Source organism: Noviherbaspirillum agri (genome assembly GCF_054780595.1).
In genome coordinates, this window is record NZ_BAAGWA010000002.1 from 1 (window position 1) to 18,174 (window position 18,174).

At 55.4% G+C, this 18,174-nt stretch carries 11 protein-coding genes; 5 read left to right on the forward strand and 6 right to left on the reverse strand.

Going from position 1 to position 18,174, the window contains the following annotated elements; genetic code table 11:
- Nucleotides 1–85 precede the first annotated feature (85 nt).
- The 5 genes from ACYVIA_RS02690 to ACYVIA_RS02710 all read right to left on the reverse strand — a co-directional run bounded on the left by ACYVIA_RS02690 (nucleotide 86) and on the right by ACYVIA_RS02710 (nucleotide 10,971).
- Entirely contained in the window at nucleotides 86–985 is a 900-nt protein-coding gene (locus ACYVIA_RS02690) for an ATP-binding protein (RefSeq protein ID WP_460837657.1), read from the reverse strand.
- Nucleotides 975–3,641, reverse strand: coding sequence for a Mu transposase C-terminal domain-containing protein (locus ACYVIA_RS02695; RefSeq protein ID WP_460837659.1), 2,667 nt, complete (start codon nucleotides 3,639–3,641; stop codon nucleotides 975–977). The genes ACYVIA_RS02690 and ACYVIA_RS02695 overlap by 11 nt, the downstream gene beginning before the upstream one ends.
- A gap of 425 nt (nucleotides 3,642–4,066) precedes the next feature.
- Nucleotides 4,067–4,348: a hypothetical protein gene (locus tag ACYVIA_RS02700; RefSeq protein WP_460837661.1), complete on the reverse strand. Its 282-nt coding sequence runs from the start codon at nucleotides 4,346–4,348 to the stop codon at nucleotides 4,067–4,069.
- Nucleotides 4,349–4,951: 603 nt separating this feature from the next.
- On the reverse strand, nucleotides 4,952–8,275 hold the full coding sequence (locus ACYVIA_RS02705; protein WP_460837664.1) for a UvrD-helicase domain-containing protein: 3,324 nt from the start codon (nucleotides 8,273–8,275) through the stop codon (nucleotides 4,952–4,954).
- A complete protein-coding gene (locus ACYVIA_RS02710) occupies nucleotides 8,275–10,971 on the reverse strand; it encodes a PD-(D/E)XK nuclease family protein (protein ID WP_460837665.1) in 2,697 nt (898 codons plus the stop codon). The genes ACYVIA_RS02705 and ACYVIA_RS02710 overlap by 1 nt, the downstream gene beginning before the upstream one ends.
- Nucleotides 10,972–11,289: 318 nt before the next feature.
- On the opposite strand from ACYVIA_RS02710, the gene trxA reads away from it, so the two are divergent.
- The 5 genes from trxA to ACYVIA_RS02735 all read left to right on the forward strand — a co-directional run bounded on the left by trxA (nucleotide 11,290) and on the right by ACYVIA_RS02735 (nucleotide 16,649).
- Complete coding sequence (gene trxA, locus ACYVIA_RS02715) at nucleotides 11,290–11,616, forward strand: thioredoxin TrxA (RefSeq protein WP_460837668.1); 327 nt, start codon at nucleotides 11,290–11,292, stop codon at nucleotides 11,614–11,616.
- Between the two features lie 103 nt (nucleotides 11,617–11,719).
- Complete coding sequence (rho, locus tag ACYVIA_RS02720; protein WP_460837670.1) at nucleotides 11,720–12,985, forward strand: transcription termination factor Rho; 1,266 nt, start codon at nucleotides 11,720–11,722, stop codon at nucleotides 12,983–12,985.
- 194 nt (nucleotides 12,986–13,179) lie between these two features.
- A complete protein-coding gene (locus tag ACYVIA_RS02725; RefSeq protein ID WP_460837671.1) occupies nucleotides 13,180–13,446 on the forward strand; it encodes a type B 50S ribosomal protein L31 in 267 nt (88 codons plus the stop codon).
- A gap of 126 nt (nucleotides 13,447–13,572) precedes the next feature.
- Complete coding sequence (locus ACYVIA_RS02730; protein WP_460838683.1) at nucleotides 13,573–15,288, forward strand: ArnT family glycosyltransferase; 1,716 nt, start codon at nucleotides 13,573–13,575, stop codon at nucleotides 15,286–15,288.
- Entirely contained in the window at nucleotides 15,285–16,649 is a 1,365-nt protein-coding gene (locus tag ACYVIA_RS02735) for an MATE family efflux transporter (protein WP_460837673.1), read from the forward strand. Before ACYVIA_RS02730 ends, ACYVIA_RS02735 begins: the two co-directional genes overlap by 4 nt.
- A 31-nt stretch (nucleotides 16,650–16,680) precedes the next feature.
- On the opposite strand, the gene ACYVIA_RS02740 is transcribed toward ACYVIA_RS02735, so the two are convergent.
- On the reverse strand, nucleotides 16,681–18,132 hold the full coding sequence (locus ACYVIA_RS02740) for an aminotransferase-like domain-containing protein (protein WP_460837675.1): 1,452 nt from the start codon (nucleotides 18,130–18,132) through the stop codon (nucleotides 16,681–16,683).
- Between the last annotated feature and the right edge of the window lie 42 nt (nucleotides 18,133–18,174).

Here is an 18,174-nt window from a genome sequence, read left to right on the forward strand (position 1 = left end):
AACCGCGTCAGGCCGCATTCCAGCTTGAACTACGAAACCCCGGAAGCGTTCAGCAAGAAAGCAGCAACAACTTTATCAACCGGAGCTATCCCAAGTTAGCGTGGTCCGAAAAAACCGGGCAGGTCACTTCCTCAAGAGCCCGTGTCAGCCAATCCTTCAAATTTCCAATGCATCCAACGGTTTTCATTAAAAAATACTCGACGTGATCGACCAGACCATCCTCTTTTTGAAGTGGAATGGCTTCAAGCAATGACGCGACGGCATCGTGAAATGATGTTCCATATTCTGTGCCGTCGAAAAGGTCCTCTGGCAGATATCTCGAAAAGTGAAAAATTTCTGTCCGCCGAATCAGCTGGCCATTAAATTCCTGAATCTTTAAAAGGTCATATGCACCGCAAAGAAGCATCGGGAGACCAAAATCATTAGCAGCGGATTTAAGCAGCTCGAATTGCAAGAGATATTTGTCCTTGGACGACGATGAAAATAGACTAGACGCTTCATCAAGCAACATAACTTTTGTTCGCCGGTGATGCACACAGTTTCGCACTGCTCTTCGCAAATCGGACCGTACTAAACCGCCAATGTTCGTGAGCACATCACCATCGAGTTCAACCTGCTGTTTTGGTATTACTTTTCGGCGGATTAATGGTTCACAAAACTGTTCAAGAATTCGGATAAAGCCGTCTCTCCAATCAAAGTCGCCGCTTATACCCGTTGGCATTGCCAATTGAATCGCTGGTACGAAACTGAGATCGCTTTTCATCTCCTCCCAGTATTCCTGATTAAATAGTCGAAAGAAATAGCTGAGCGCCGTCGATTTACCAGAACCAGCTGGCCCCACTAAGACAATCACCTTCCCTTTATATGAGGGCAGTTCGATGAAACTCATTTCCTCGATGAGTTCTCTTAACTTCAAGTGCATCACCCTCTTCTTCGCAAAGGCTTCAACAATTGCTAACTCTTCTGCAGAAAGATTATTCTTCATCAAATGACTCCAGTATTTTCGGCACGTATTTTTTCTTTAGCTCGGCATTAGCAGCCGAATCCTTTTTATCGTTTCTTATATCCTGATCGATAGACGATGCATCCAAAGGAGCTGCCGATGCTTTTCTGACCACCTGTGCTTCGCCATCGTGTAGACGTTGTAAATCCAGCACTTCGTCGGCCTTGGTAGACATAAGAAATTCCGCAAGGCGCTGTGCCGTCATTTCGCTTTTTTTTCCTGCTTCTCTGTCACGGAGGCGTAGAAACTCTGACGCAATAATGATTTGACGCTCCGTATGTGACTTAAAAATGGAGTGGTATTCGGAAATTACTTCTTCCCATCGCCCATTCACATATACCATCGCAGTTCCCAAGTCATATGGGTCATACCTCACTGGCAACGATTTACCCCGTAGGGACAAACTGGCGAGTACCGGCGAGGTGTGATACCGATACAAAATTTTTACCCCTCGGTTTGTAACTGTGGCATCTCCCTTTTTAGTCCCAGGCATAGTCATGATTAGAAAATCCCTGTCGTATGGTATGAAGACATGAGAGCGCAGCCCTGACTGCTCTATGCTTTCCAAATACTTTTGCTGGGGAGTACATCCGAGCGTCGTATGAAAGTTGTTGTGATAGACGTTGTCGAAGTACTGATCAAGACGTGTATGGATACGCTCATAGGTCCAGATTGCAAACTTGGTTGGGTTTACCGACGAAGAGACTTTTCTCCAATTTTTCTCCGCTTGCGTATTCCCGAGAAGGTTGTATATAAAGGCTTCCTGTGTGGTGTTAAACACTCTTTCAATCGGCGATCCGCTCCTTGGACGTGACGCTGGCCGTTCCTTCTTATTGGATTTGAAGCGAGCAAGAAGCGTCTCGTAGTAAACCGATCCGAACTCTGGCCCTTGGTCGGAGACTATGAATTGAGGTAGTCGCCCATGTCTCCTTACGCAGTCGCGAATGACCATCATATTGCTCCGGTACGATGGTTTATCGAACGTGAGGTAAAAGGCGAGAATTTTTCTTGTAAATGCGTCGATGAGTAACGTTAACCATAGAGACTTCACTACACGGCTAAGTGACTTGTCGAGAAGTTTCAAGTCTAGCGGCGTGCTATCAATGTGAGCGATGTGGAAAGCGTGCGTACCATGCACCGGGGTCGTTTGCTCTATCCACCAATGCTGAATAGACTCCTCTTCGTATGCCATCCTTGCCCCAAGGCGTTCTTTAAGCTTTCCTATGTCGTTTCGTCTATTCAACTCTTTGATAAACGTTTTCCGACGAGGCACAGTTAGACCGTTCTCCTCACACCGAGACATCAAAGTCCCGTACAGGCTTGTCAAAGTGGCTTGCCTCGGATCCGGCCAATCTGTATCAATGATCTCGTGCATCAAGTTAATGACAGCTGGATCAAGCTTGCGTTGTTTATTACCCTGCGTCTTGTCCGGATTCGAGAATAATCCAATGAATCCATAACCCTTGGTTAGCTCACATTTCTTCCATTCAGCCAACCAATACTTTTGCGCGCGAATCGATCTTGACTGTAATGGGTTATCTTTTTCAGGGCTACCAAACAACACTTGGTAACGCCAAACGGCTATCTGTAATTCTTCGGCGGAGTACCGAGAAAGATCGCACCACACATTAGTAAGCGAGACATCCGTTGTACGAGTAGGCACGATCTTGCCTGCGCGAGCAAGGCCGGACACATGTTCATGTGGTAGCTCAATAATTGAGGGGCCAAGTTTTGGGGCGCTATTTAGTGACCTAGCTGCAATCGCTCTATCGCCGGTATTTAAGACTTCCCACGGCTGCCCGTCCCACTGAAATCTAGCACCGGGTTGAAGTGAGAGCGAAGCACATGAAAATCGATCATCTGCTCGAGAGTTAACAAACAGCCTATAGGCAACGCTCGCATCGTGATCCCGAAAAACTCCGGAGCTTTCCACGTCTGTCAGACGGTCCCGCGTTAGGTCAAAGTAAACTTCATTTTGCGTAATCGCGGCATACAACGTATCGGGATTAATTTTTTCCGAATGAAGTAACTCGTCGATGGATATCCACGCTCGCTCCGTGAGTATTTCTCTAAGTCGGTTGAGCTCGGCTGCGTCGATGTTACTTCGGACGATTAGATAGTCTCGTAGAAACTCGTAGTTTTCGATCAGAGTCCAATTATTTTGCGTGGAAGACCGTAATACGAATTCACAACCCAGTTCAGCTGCGGCAGCTTCAGCTGGTGGCGATCGCCAGTTTCCATTGGCATCAACGCTGTATCTCGTCGCATGTTTTTGGGCCAGTTCGTGAAGATCCTCTTCTAGCTTGCACTCCACGAATTGAAATCCCTTCCGACTAATGCGGAAAAAATCAGGTGTACTGTAATAGGCACGAGATGTTCCCTTTTTATCTCGCCAACGGATCAGCAGTTTCGTAGGCTGTGGATAATATTCAAATGTGTCGTCGTCATATTCCCATGTGACTGCAGCCGCATACTCCGTATGGCTGGCCTCCAAATCCAATACAAAGCCCATTTTCGTGCTGCAGTAACGCACCTTCACGCTCTTTGAGCCACCGTTTGTCATTCGAACAGGCAAGCCGCTTCGGATCGCTTTTATGCGCGCTCTTCCCGTATGCGGGATGTTGAATGACTCAAACATCTCCATTAGCTCTTGGTCCGTTAGCACAACGAGCCTCCGAGATGAAGTACTCGGCGGCGCTTACGCTTGAAGGTCAAAGCGAATAAATTCGGTTCGGCTTTGAAATAATCAAAGGAATTTGAATTACGACTGTTCCTCGCGCTCTTAAGAACACATGCCATTTTTTCTCCCGTTAAAGGCGATAGGAGGCCGCTGCTCCATTAGGGGCTGCCAGACTTTTAAAAAGGGATTGGTGGGAGCGTTGCGGGTCAGCAGAATTGAAAGGCAGAAGTTATCCCTGCCTTTCGCGTTGGACGTTGACATCCCGCGGGAAAGCATTAAAATGGTTCCATCCGGTCAGCACTGGATAGAATCAAGAAAGGCCTCTGTGTTAGCGCACTGAGGCCTTTCAGCTTTTTACGCTCACGATTCGTGTAGCAGCTACTTCATTTATCACCTCTCTTTTTGTCGCGTGCAAAGCTCGCAAGCCATGTGGCGACATCGACTGTGTACGCAAATTTCCCACGACGATTTGGGATATCAAATACCGGAACCGGTACTGTCCCTCTCGAGTGGGCCTGCCGAAAAGCAGAACTGTTTGGATAAGCTAACGCTTTAACCAATGCGCCGCCGCCAATAAGATGGCCATACTTCTCTTGTAGTGAGCGAGCAATCGATGAATATTTGGCTTCATGAGCATGCGGTGGTAAATCATTCTGCGAACGCATCTTTAGTCACACTTGGTTATAACTTTGTGAACCGGATAGTAATGTCGACTTGCAATCCGCGTCAATTTAATTTCTACATTAAGTGTTTGATTTTATTGTATATTTTTATCATACAGAAACGTTCGAAACAACGTTAAGTTATTGTTTTACGCGCGAATTTTGTTTATGAGAACGTGTTCTGCCGAACACTTTGTGTTGAGACCATTCCGGGGTTATGCGATTACTTCCTTTCATTCGTATCGGGTAATCGCACTGAAAGCGGTTCGGAATAAAAACAAATTATTCGAAGATTTCGGTAATCGCACCGATGTGGAGTCGCGTAGTCCGCGCTGGTGGATTCGAGGGGAGCAGCTAATGGGCTGCGTGAAGAAATTAAGTGCAGCGATATCGCGACCGGATAAATAAAGTGCAGTTATTTCAGTCTGAATCGAGACAAAGTATTAACGCAATATGGGCATAACTGCCTGCTGATATGCAACTTTATGATGCGCATTCGATGCAAAGATATGTATCCGGTCTCACACCATTCAGCACAGATCAACGCCGAGCACGCGCATCTCCTGATTGCCGGTCTGCAATGCAACGGCCGTCGTTTCTTCCGTTTTACTCGCCAAGCCGGTCCATTTCCCATAGTTGTCCGTCCGACGTGATCAAGGCGGCGCGGACGGCCTTTCCGGGAAAGACCTGCTGAGCCACCTGGCTATAGCGGGACAACTGCGCACGATAAGCCGCGCGTTCGCTTTCAAGCAGATCGCGCTTGTAGTCGAGGATCCAAACCTCGTCGCTGAAAACGACCGTGCGATCGAAACGCATCACGTCTTTTCCACCGCTGTTGGCAACCACTTCCATTTCGTTGCAGGCGTAATGGAAGTGCACGGGATTAAAGAAACGCTCCAGCTCTGGCTGGAAGAGAATCTGTAAAGCGCGCTCGCGTATCGTCTCCACCATGTCGGGCGCGCACCGCAACCACCGTGCAATCTGCGTCGCATCCGGCACGCTGACCGGCCACATCGGCATCTGCGTCAATCGCTCCAGCAAGGTGTGGAGTGCAACACCTTCGTCAACAGCAGTCGTGTGAAGTTCAGCCGGCACCCGTTCCGCATTACCGAACACAGGCGGATTGAATATCGGGATACTGAATTCCGCAATGGCTTCCGCCGCACGAACCGCCGTTTCGACCACATCTATCCCCTCCAATTCCGGGACAACATGCAACCGGTGATACCAGCTTCCCTCGATCGTGCCGTCTGCCTGCGCGCCGCGCGTCCCCGCAACGCCGCTGACGACGAGTATTTCCTTCGCACGTGTGGCGGCAACGTACAGCAGGTTCCAGTCTTCCTGCTCCCGGAACCGATCCTCTGCTGCAAATAGCGTGTCGCGCGCAGCACCGCGCTCCTGTTTTCGGCCGAAACACGAGAAGTGAGTGGGCGCATCCGCGTCCTGCGGCCAGTCGCACAGGATGCCACAGTCGTCACGCGCAGGCTCGCTGTGATTGGCGTCCACCAGTACGACGATGGGCGCTTCGAGTCCCTTTGCACTGTGGATGGTCAGGATACGAACCGTGTCCACCGAGGCGTCCACGGCGGCTTCGTCCGGCGCTTCGTTGTCGGCCCCCTTCTTTAGCGTTCGCAATGCGTCAATGAATTTGGGCAGGCTCGGATAACGCCCCGCATCGAGGTTCAATGCCAGTTCGGTAAAGGCATCAATATTGCCAAGGACCTGCGCCCGCACCACCGGCTGCGCCACCTGCGCATAACGCGCAACAAGCTGTCCCTGGTGCAGGATGCGGTCAAGAAGATCGTGCACCGGCAAGCGGGGTGCCACGTCCAGCCAGTCCTGCAACAAGACGGCGGCACGCCGAATTGCAGCCGAGGCGCCATCGGCGGCACTGGCCAGCATCCGCAACCACCATGTCGGCTCCGTGCGGCGCGCGAGCGCAATCAGATCGTTGTCGTCGGCGCCGATGATGGGGGACTTCAGTACATGGGCAAGCGAACGATTGTCGCCCGGTGTGATGAGGAAGTTCAGTAACGCAATCAGGTCGGCGACTTCCAGCGATTCCAGCAGTCCGCCACGCTTGTCTGAAATGAAGGGAATGCCAGCGTCACGCAACGCACTTTCATAAGCAGACAGATACTTGCGCTTCTTTACCAGCAGCATCACATCAGACCATGCGGCTTCGCGTCCATTTCGTGTGGACAGTTCACGCATCGCTTTCAATATAGCCTGCGCGACGGCGCGGCCCTCGTCGACTCGCCGTGCGTCTTCCTTTTCCTCGCGCGGGGTAGTCAGCGGATCACGCAAGGCGAAGCCGTCAGTTGCCACCTTTTCTTCCTGCTCGCTGCGGATCAAAGGCAAGCGCCAGACGACGCCGCCCTCCGAGCCGAGCGTCGTCTGTGGCGCAAAGATCGGGTTTCCGATGAAGCTTTGATTGAGTGCCCCGACAATTGCCGCGGCATTGCGTCGCGTCTGATTTGTGCGCAACACATCGGCACCAAGTCCGGCCAGCATTTCGCGGGCAGCTTCAAACACCCTGGGCTCGGCCCGGCGGAATCGATAGATTGATTGCTTCGGATCGCCCACTACGAACACACTGGGTTTTTGCGCGTCGTCGCCGTAGGCATTGAGCCACGCGCGCACGATGCTCCACTGAAGCGGATTGGTGTCCTGGAATTCGTCGAGCAGGATGTGCTTGTAGCGTGCGTCCAGCCGGCTTTGCAGATACGCCGCATGGTTCTCGTCGGTCAGCAGGCGGTATGCGTGCCATTCGAGATCGCTGAAGTCGAACACACGCTGCTCGGCTTTGACGGCCTGGTACTGCTCCAGCAGTGCCGAGCCGGCCTTGAACAAGGCTTCATTGAGCGCGAGCACCTGAGGTTCATAGCTGCGGGCCTGCAGAAGTAGAAGCTCCTCGCCGAGGGCAGAAAACTCGTCTTCGAAGATCGTTATACCCTGCGCACCATGCTGCTTTTCGATCGCGGCGAGCAGCTTCCCGCGCCGGTGGTCGTTACCCTTCGGTGCGCCTTTGTCGTCTCGGAACTGCGTGAGCAATGCCTCGAACTGATCAATCCCGGGACCAGCCGTGATCGCGCTCTCAATAGCAACGGCGCGTTCCTGGTTTCGCTTTGCCCCTTGGCCGAGCAGTGCTGCCATGTTTAACAAACGTTCGCGCAGCGCCTTATCGTCCCACAATGAGAGCCGTGCATCGACGATGCCATCCTCCCCGCAAAGCTGGTGCAGCGCTTCGAGTGGCACTTCACTGCCTTGCATCGTTGCTGCCCACCATTCCGCACGCTTGTCGACAAACGCATTGAGCAGCTTCTTTGTGTTCGAATCGCCGACCATTTCATACAGCAGCGAAAGTGCGTCCCTTGCGTCGCGTCCCTCTTCTTCATTCAGCAACTGCATGAAACGGCTATATGCCTCCATGGCCAGTTCGCCGGCCGACTCTGTGAGGGAATAACCGTGCGGCACCCCCGACGTCAAAGGGGCGATCTGCACCAGGCGGGCGAACCAGCTATGGAAGGTATCGATCGAGAGGCCTTGCGAACTTGCAAGAACGCGCTCATACAACCTGCGTGCAGCAGGCAGCATGCGTGGCAGTTCTTGCTCGCTGATGCCGCGCTCGAGCAAGAGATTGCGGACAGCCTCTTCCGGCTGCAATGCCAGGTCGTGCAACAAGTGAAGCAAGCGCTCGCGCATTTCCTGCGCCGCCTTGCGGGTGAACGTAATTGCCAGCATTTCGGCAGGCTCGGCACCCGCGAGCAACAGGCGCAGCATGCGTGCGACCAGCAGCCAGGTCTTGCCGCTGCCCGCGCAGGCCTCGACGACGACCGAACGGGCCGGGTCGCAGGCAAGCCGGGTAAATTGCATCGCGTCGACCGCTTCGCCGTTCGCCTCGTAGGCTCTTGCAGAAAGCTGCTGCATTACCACGCTCCCTTACGGCACAGCCCGCGCACTTCGCAATAGACACAGATCGCCTCGATGCCCGTCGCGGGCAGCGGCGCCCCTTGTCCAATTGCGCGAATGTTGTTCACGATTTGCTGCTCCAGCATTTGCTGCCATGCGGTGTAGTTCTTCGCTTCGGCATCGCCCGTCTGCTCTCGGCTGGCCTCTAGCGCAACGAAATGTCCGGCAGTGACAGGCAAGTCGGAGAGCACACCATAAAAGGCGAGCTGATGATCTTCGGCTTCCTTCAGCTTGTCGCGTAAGGCTTGAAGTGGCTTGGTCTTGTAGTCAAGCACCGCGCGTTCCCCGGCATCGTTTTCGTCAATGCGGTCGACACAGCCGTGCAGCGTGATCTGTCCGCCGGGCCACGACAAGGTCTTTTCAAACCATTGTTCACCGTATGTGAACTTCCAGCCTTTGCTTTCGCGCTCGTTGGCCCATGCGAGATAAGCGGGAATCACCTTTTGCCACCGGGCGTAATAACCCAGTGCCGCTGCGCTCTGGTCCAGCGTCTTGCGGAAAACCTTCTCCGAGATCTCGCGCAGGAGACTCTCGCGACGCTCCAACCCAATTTTCTGGTCGCGCACCGCTTCGTGATACGTCTTCAGGATAGCGTGGAGCCAATCACCGTAATCACGTTTTTCCGGCATGTCGGACAGCTCGTCCAGCCCATCCAGTCCCAGCATGCGCGTTGCAAAGAATTGATAGGGGCAGGCGACGAGACTGTTGTAACCGCTCGCGGAGAGTCGACGCGGCAAAAGATGCGGTGCCGACGGCGAAGGCATTGCAAGTGACTCCTGGCGCAGCGACTGCAACGCAATGTCGACCCGATGCTCCGGCATTACCGGCTGCCCCGCTCGCTCGAGCGTCAGTTGCAGTCGTTGTATCCATGTGCTGACGGGGTTGGGCTCGCCATCCTTGTGTGCCTGCCATGACAACACCACTTCCGCATTGGCCGTCAGGAGCTCTGTGAAATCCCGCATCTGCGTGCGCTGGCTCGTCTCGCGGGTTGCCAGGCCGAGCTCTCGCCGTACGGCATTCGCAAAGAACAGCGTTTCGGTTGATTGCGAAGGTAAATGGTCAGCATCCGCGCCGACCATCAGCACCGCATCGAAACTGCGCAACCGCGCACCATTCAGTTGCAGCATCACCACCCGCCGGTCAGCCTCTTCCGGCACGAATGGCGTCAACTCCAGTTGCAGGCTGAGGAATGCACGCCACTCAGGGAATGAAAACGGCTGCGACATTCCGTCGCAGTCCTGCATCAGCATGTCGAGCAGCTTCGTGACCTGCACACCGGCAGCGTCAGCCTCCAGCGCGGCGCGCATCCCAAGCGCCTCCAGCGCTGCGTTGGTCACTGCACCCCACTCCGGCAGCGTTTTACGTCCGGTAAAGAGTTTCGCCTGCCCGGCAACCAGGCGCAAAAAGTCACGGGCAAGCGGCGCGTCCGACAAGGCAGCTTCCGCAGCCTCCCAACCACCGAGGACATTGAAGCGCCGCAGCGCATGTTCGATTTCCATCACGCGCATGTCCTTGTCAGGCACATGCGCACAAAGGAAGGGGGATTTCAGCAAGTCGAGCAAGACGATGGTATCGGCGCGTGTGCCCACCACATCGAGCAATGCAGCGATTGCAGCAGCCGTGCGTGTCGTGGAGAGCTTCCAGCCAGTTTCATCCGCGACAAATACCTGCGCGCGCTCCAGCAATGCGCGGATACGGCGCGCCACGACCCGGTCCTGGGCGATGATGGCGACGCGCGTCTTGCCCCCTTGGAGCCAGTCGATCACTGTTTGCGCGCCGTGCTGTGCCTCCTCTTCAAGACTGCCGGCGGCGCGCAGCGACAAGCCGTTTGGCAAGGCGACGTCAAGCGGCGCATGGGCAAAGTAGGCGTCGCGTCCGTCCTCATCGAGCATTTCCGTCCAGGCGCTGGCAAAGATTCCGACAACCGACGGCGCATGCCAGTCGAGCGTGACGGGCACTACCTCCTGTTGTTCCCCATAAGCTTTCAGGAAGGCTGCTTCCAATGCTGTCGCCTCTACTGGAGTGACCCAGATCAATGGAGCGTCCGCCCTCTCGGCAAGGTGCATCATTTGCGCGAAGCGGGTAACGACCGGATCATTCTTCCCGAGCTGGCTCTTCCAGAGCGACCAGACCAGCTGAGCCTCGTCGGAAAGTAGTGTGCGCACTGGCGGGGGTAACTGTTCTAGCGCCGCCTGCCAGCGCTCCTCGGCTGCGCCTGGAGAAAGCTGCATCGTAGGCAACAACGCCTCTGTCAGCTCATCGAACAGCGTCAGCAGTACCTGGGCCAAAGGTAGCAGATCGGTATTGCGGCGCGCGGAAAAGAGCTTTTTCAGCCAGGGATGCTGCCGCAACTCCGCATACAGGGACATCATGCGCTCGCTGTGCGAGGTGAATGTTGCGTCTTCTGGCGGCAGCATTGCCAGCCATGCCGGCAGCGTCGTGATCCTCGGCGGGATGAATGCCTTGCGCAGTTGTGAAGAGATCGCCGTTTTCAGATGTTGAGCATGAGTAAAACTTGGCACAACGACACGCACGCCGGAAAAGTTCTGCAAGGCCGGGTCGGCGCGCTCAAGCGGACCGGCTTCGAGCATGGCGCGCGCCACTTCGTCCCAGAGTGCGGCAGATGGCGGAATCAATAAGGGACTGTGCAGCATGAGGACTCAAAAGACGGGATGATTCAGGCAGGGAAATATAGCGTAAAGCCGTTCGTTCCTGATTTGTCAGGCATTTTATGCGAGCTGGGGCAAAAAAAAGGCTTGCCGACTACACTTTTCATGAAAATCGGTTATGATTTACCAACATCCCGCCGCACTGCGTCTTGCCGCCCCCGCAATATCCTTGAACTCGCGCACGACGTCTCCACTTGCTTACTGCAATCCCGGACAGCCTTTCCGAAGGATTGAGCAAGACTTAGCAAGTCTGCAGGCGCTTTAAACCAGATTCCTTTTTATACCCCTCTCGCAGAGGAAACCATGAGCGAAAATATTAAATACATCACTGATGCCTCCTTTGATTCGGACGTTCTGAAATCCGACAAGCCTGTTCTGGTCGACTTCTGGGCAGAATGGTGCGGCCCGTGCAAAATGATCGCTCCCATCCTCGAAGAGGTTGCCAAGGAATATGACGGCAAACTGCAGGTCGCGAAAATGGATGTCGACGCCAACCAGGCGATTCCGGCCAAGTTCGGCATCCGCGGCATCCCGACGCTGATCCTGTTCAAGAATGGCGTTCCGGCAGCCCAGAAAGTCGGCGCAATGGCAAAAGGCCAGCTAACCTCGTTCATTGACAGCAATATCTAATAGCAGCGCGGCGGTGCACTCGTACCGCCGCTTTTACATTTCACTTTTTCCATCCTCGTAGTTCCCTCCCCCACCTGACTATTCCCATCACGGGACACTCACTATGCATTTATCTGAACTCAAGCAGCTCCATGTTTCTGCACTGCTCGACATGGCCATCAGCCTCGAGATCGACAACGCCGCCCGCCTGCGCAAGCAGGAACTGATGTTTGCGATCCTGAAGAAACGCGCCAAGGCCGGTGAACAGATCTTCGGCGACGGCGCCCTCGAAGTACTGCCGGACGGCTTCGGTTTCCTGCGGTCGCCGGATGCGAGCTACATGGCGTCCACCGATGACATTTATATTTCGCCCTCGCAAATCCGCCGCTTCAACCTGCACACCGGCGATTCGATCGAAGGCGAAGTCCGTACGCCAAAGGATGGAGAACGCTACTTTGCATTAGTGAAGGTCGACAAGGTCAACGGGGAACCGCCGGAGGCGTCGAAGCACCGCATCCTGTTCGAAAACCTGACGCCGCTGCACCCGAACAAGCTGCTGCACCTCGAGCGCGAAATGCGCGGCGAAGAAAACATCACCGGCCGCATTATCGACATGATCGCGCCGATCGGCCGCGGACAGCGCGGCCTCCTGGTTGCATCTCCGAAATCAGGTAAATCGGTGATGCTGCAGCATATTGCGCATGCAATCACGACCAATCATCCGGATACCACACTGATCGTCCTGCTGATCGATGAGCGCCCGGAAGAAGTGACCGAAATGCAGCGATCGGTACGTGGTGAAGTCGTCGCATCGACCTTCGACGAGCCGGCAACCCGCCATGTGCAAGTCGCGGAAATGGTGCTCGAAAAGGCCAAGCGTCTGGTCGAAATGAAACGCGACGTCGTGATCCTGCTGGACTCGATTACGCGCCTGGCACGTGCTTACAACACCGTGATTCCCGCCTCCGGCAAGGTGCTGACCGGCGGTGTGGATGCAAATGCGTTGCAACGTCCGAAGCGCTTCTTCGGTGCCGCGCGCAATGTGGAAGAAGGCGGATCGCTGACCATTATTGCGACTGCACTGATCGAAACCGGCAGTCGCATGGATGACGTGATTTACGAAGAATTCAAGGGCACCGGCAATATGGAAGTGCACCTGGAACGTCGCTTGGCCGAAAAACGTGTGTATCCGGCAATCAACCTCAACAAGTCGGGCACGCGCCGCGAAGAATTGCTGATCAAGCCGGACCAGCTCCAAAAGATCTGGATCCTGCGCAAGCTCTTGTACGGCATGGACGAGATCGAAGCGATGGAGTTCATCCTCGACAAGATGAAGTCTACAAAGAACAATGCCGAGTTCTTTGAGTTGATGCGACGTGGTGGTAGTTAATACTTTCCGACAACAAGCGAAAGCTGAAAAAGGCGCACTCCGGTGCGCCTTTTTGCGTTCATCGCAACGTTGGCGCAAGCCGCTGATTTTCTTGTATAATTTTGCGTTTTCACCGGCAAGTGACCGGCAATCGGGTCAAGAAGCGGTTGGACCGACGAAGTGCCGATTGGCTACCAAACTATCAAGAGGAAAATATGAAAGAAGGCATTCACCCCGATTATCGCGAAGTCGTGTTTCAGGACATGTCCAACGACTTCAAATTCATCAGCCGTTCCACGATCCAGACCCGCGAAACCATCAATTTCGAAGGCAAGGACTATCCGCTGGTGAAGCTGGAAGTGACCGCTGAATCGCATCCGTTCTACACCGGCAAGCACAAGATCGTTGACACTGCCGGCCGAGTGGAGAAATTCCGCCAGAAGTTCGGCACCCGTGGTTCCAAGACCTCGGCAGCAGGCTGATTCTGTCGCACTGTTTCAAAAAGGCAGCTTCGGCTGCCTTTTTTATTTCCGCCATCGGCGTGCCAGATGCTTTTCCGGCACAATATCGCCGAACTCAATAAGAACAAATCCTGTCCCACCCCCGACATGAAGCCCGTCCGACTTCCTGCCTCCGCAACGCATGCGCTTCCACGCTGGGTGTTATTTGCGCTCTGCCTGTTGTATATCCTCCCCGGCCTGTTCGGTCGCGATCCTTGGAAGCCTGATGATGCTGCCGGCTTCGGCATCATGTGGACGATGGCAAATGGCAGTCTGGATGACTGGCTGTGGCCACACATCGTCGGATTGCCAACCGCCGACGAAGGGCCGCTCGCCTTCTGGATTGGCGCGATTTGCATCAAGCTGTTCGGATGGCTGTTGGGCGAACCGTTGGCTGCGCGGATTGCAACCGCCGCCTTCTTCCTGCTCGGGTCAATGTCGGTCTGGTACACCACTTACCTTCTGGGTCGCAGGCCGGAGGTACAACCCCTGCGATTGGCATTTGGGGGCCAGCCGGAGGTGAGCGACTATGGCCGTACTTTGGCTGACGGTGCCCTCCTGATCTATCTCGGCAGCCTTGGCCTGCTTCTTCACAGCCACAGTACGAGTGCGGAAGCGCTCCATGTGTCGCTTGTTGCCTTCTCGCTCTATGCAGCGACACGCCTGTTCGAGTCGCACTCCTGGCGCTCCGCCGCCCTGCTTGGCCTGGCTCTCGGCTTGCAGATCCTGACGCGTGGCTGGGTTGTTCCGCTCGCATTGCTTTTTGGCTTGCTGGTGCTGTCACTGTTACTCGCACGCCCTCTTGCGGCGCGGCTTATATTGATCGCCCTGCCGGTTGCACTGATCATTGCCAGCACATGGCTATTGGCGAATCGTATGGTTCGCCCGTTCAACAGTTCACCGTTTGACGCATGGATGCTGTGGAACTATCGCCAGCTGGATGTCCCCTCCGGGACGTCCCTGAAACACCTGTTAAAGAACGGCATCTGGTTTACCTGGCCGGCATGGCCGTTTGCCGGTTGGGCGGTCTACGCATGGCGCCGCCAGTTCCAGGAGCCGCATGTCACCCTGCCACTCACCTTTGCCGTCGTGGGCACGTTGCTGGCACTCTTCCACGCAAGAACCGATGAAGCGGTACTGTTGCCGCTGCTTCCGGCACTCGCGATCCTGGCGGCATTCGGTCTGCCGACGATGAAACGCGGTGCGATCAATGGTGTCGACTGGTTCTCGGTGATGACGCTCACATCCACCGCCGCATTCATCTGGCTCGGATGGATTGCGAAACAGACAGGCTGGCCGACAAAACTCGCAAAGAATGCATTCAAGCTTGCCCCCGGGTTCAAGCCTGAATTCAGCCTGATTGCGTTTGGAATAGCGGTTTTTGCCACTGTCGGCTGGGTGGCGCTGGTGCATTGGCGCGTCTCGCGCCGGCCGACCGTCCTGTGGCGCGCGGTCGTGCTCTCGTCGGGCGGGGTCATTCTATGCTGGGTACTTCTGATGACGCTTTGGCTGCCATGGATTAATTATGGAAAGAGCTACGCCGGTGTCGCGCGACAACTTGCCCAGAAGCTTCCAGAGGGGCAATACTGCGTTGATACCAACGTTGCCCCGGCACAGAGGGCATCGTTTGCGTATTTCGGCGGTGTGCCGTTTTCACGATTCGACGGCGGGAAGTGTGATTTCCTGTTACTACAAGACAATCGGCGCGGCAGGGATGATTCTGAAGTGCTTCGACAATCCAAGGAAAAATGGCGCCTGCTGTGGGAAGGACGCCGTCCCTCGGATCGTCACGAACGATATCGCCTTTACCAGCGGCTGAATTGAACGATTCTCCCAGGCACACATTACAGATTGCAGCACTGGCTTGGCCGATCCTGATCGGCCAGCTGGCCGTCATCGCCAACGGCGTGATCGATACCGCGATGACTTCGCGTTTCTCCGCTACCGACCTTGCCGCACTCGCGCTGGGCTCGTCGATCTATATCAGCATCTTCGTTGGCCTGAACGGCGTACTGGCTGCGCTCGGCCCCATCATCGGCCAGATGTATGGCGCAGAGCGTTATGGCGAGATTGGTGCAGAACTCAAGCAGGGAACATGGCTGGCGCTGTTCCTGACGATTGCCGGCTGCCTTGTCCTGCTCTTTCCGCAGCCACTGCTGTCGCTTGCACATGCCTCGCCTGAATTGAATCAGAAGGCAACGCTATATCTGCGCACCTTGGGCCTGGCGCTTCCTGCCACGCTGGGGTTTCGCATCTACGCATCGCTCAATACAGCCATCGGACGGCCGAAGATGGTAATGATGCTGCAGATTACGGCGCTCCTCCTGAAGCTACCGTTGAATGCTCTTTTTATCTTCGGCGGATTCGGCATCCCTGCAATGGGAGGGCCAGGTTGTGCGGTCGCAACGTCGATGATCGCCTGGATCATGCTGATCACCAGTGCGGTCATTCTTCGCAAGGATTTGTCTTATCGGAGATTCCGCTTGTTCGGCAGCGGTTTTGCCGCTCCGAAATGGGCGTCGCTGCGAGACCTGCTCAAGCTGGGCGTCCCCATGGGAATGAGCTATCTCATCGAAGTAACCGCATTTGCATTCATGGCGATCTTCATTGCGCGGCTTGGCGATACGGCCGTTGCGGGACACCAAATCACAGCCAACTTTGGCACCGTGCTCTACATGCTGCCGCTGGCAATTGCGAGCGCGACCGCTACGCTCGTCGCTCAGTCCATCGGCGCACAACAGTGGGAAACGGCCAGGCGGATCGGGTTTGCCGGTATCCGGCTGGCGGCGATCCTCTCCGTCACGATCGGCTGCGTCGTATGGCTTCTGCGGGAATACATCGTGCGCGCTTATACGCCAAACGGCGAGATTATCGCTGCTGCTTTGCCGTTGTTCGTTTTTATCGCGTTCTACCAGCTGTTCGATTCAATCCAGGTAACAACGGCATTCGTGTTACGTGCATATAAGGTCGCCGTCGTGCCGACCCTCATGTATGCCGTCGCACTGTGGGGCATCGGCCTGGGTGGGGGATATATCCTGGGGCTTGATCCATTCGGCATCAGCCCGCCGTTATTCCAGGGTGCGGCAGGCTTCTGGATGGGGAATAGCGCCAGCCTGGGCTTGGTTGCCGCCAGTCTGCTCTGGTATCTGCGTATCGTGCAGCGGCATGCGACCCGCGACATCTGACATATGCGCCGCGGGTGACGGTCTCCGCCTATCAAGCTGAAGCGATCAGCTTCCCGCAAAGCCTGCCGATATTGGCGATCGCCTGCTCCACCTTTGCTGTCCACTGGCGGCCGATACAGATACGAAAGGTCGTATTGGCGCTGCCTGACGCAAAAAAGATGGGGCCGGGTGCGATCGAAATCCCCTCTGCCAACGCCGCAGAATACAGCGCCGCAATGCTGATCGGGGACGAGAGCTCGATCCAATATACGAAGCCGCCTTCCGGATGACTGACACGCGTCCCCTTGGGAAAGTGCTTCCTGATCAATGCATCCACTTTCGACGGGTACAAAGCGAACATGTCCCGTAATTTCGCGGTGTGGCGCTCGTAATAATCCTTGCGCAGGAATTCTGCCAGGACAAGTTGCGGCAGGCTGCTGATCGAGAGATTGCGCCCGAGGAAATCGGTCATCATCTGTCGGCGATAACGGCCCGGCAGGCACCAGCCTACACGATACCCCGGCGTCAGCACCTTGGAAAAGGATGAACAGTACAGCACCATCCCGTCCTTGTCGAAACGTTTCATCGCACCGACCTGACGTTTTCCCGCATGCAGGTCATGGAACACATCATCCTCAATCAGCGGCACACGAGCTTTGGCAAGCATTTCCACCACGCACTCGCGGTGTACAGCCGGCATGGTAAAGCCGAGCGGATTCTGCAAGGTCGGATTGAGCAGCACGGCAGCGATCTTCTGCGATTGCACGGCAAGCTCCAGCTGCTCGACGTCGATCCCGGTCGCGGGATCAGTCGGGATCTCCACCGCCTTCATTCCTGCTGCTTCGATCGCCTGCAGGATACCGAAATAAGTCGGCGTTTCGATCGCAATGTTGTCGCCCGGACGGGCAACAACGCGCAGTGCGCATTCAATGGCCGCGCTGTCGCCGGCGGTGATGATGATGTCATCAGGTCCGCAGAGCACGCCACGGTCTCCCATGAGACGCGCAATGCCGCATCGCAGCTCGAACAGGCCGGGAGGCGGCGTATAGCATGCACTCCTGTCGCCATCGCGTTTGGCAATCGACATCAGGATGCGGCTCAATTGACTCTGGGGGATGAGCAGACGATCAAGGACAGCCGAGCCGAGCGGCAGGATGTTTGCTGCCGCAGAGGTCTCCAGCATGTCCACCACAAGGTGGTTGATGGCAACCGGCACGCCATCGAAGCGGCGCTCCACCGTCTCACATGTCGGCGTCCAGGCAGCCTCTGAATTGCGCGGCCGGACGAAATAGCCGGAACGATGACGCGCATACGCCCGGCCGTTCTCTTCCAACGCACGGAACACGCGCAGTGCCGTGGTGACGCTGACGTTCTCACGCTGCATGAGATTGCGCACGGAAGGCAGGCGCTCATCAGGAAGGAACACACCGGCATCAATCTGGGACGTCAGTCTGGCTGCGATTTCCTTGTATCGGCTGGTGCGGCGTCCTTCAGAAACACTCATGTATGTAGTCCGGTGTGAATGGCAAAAACTGTATCGCAAAAA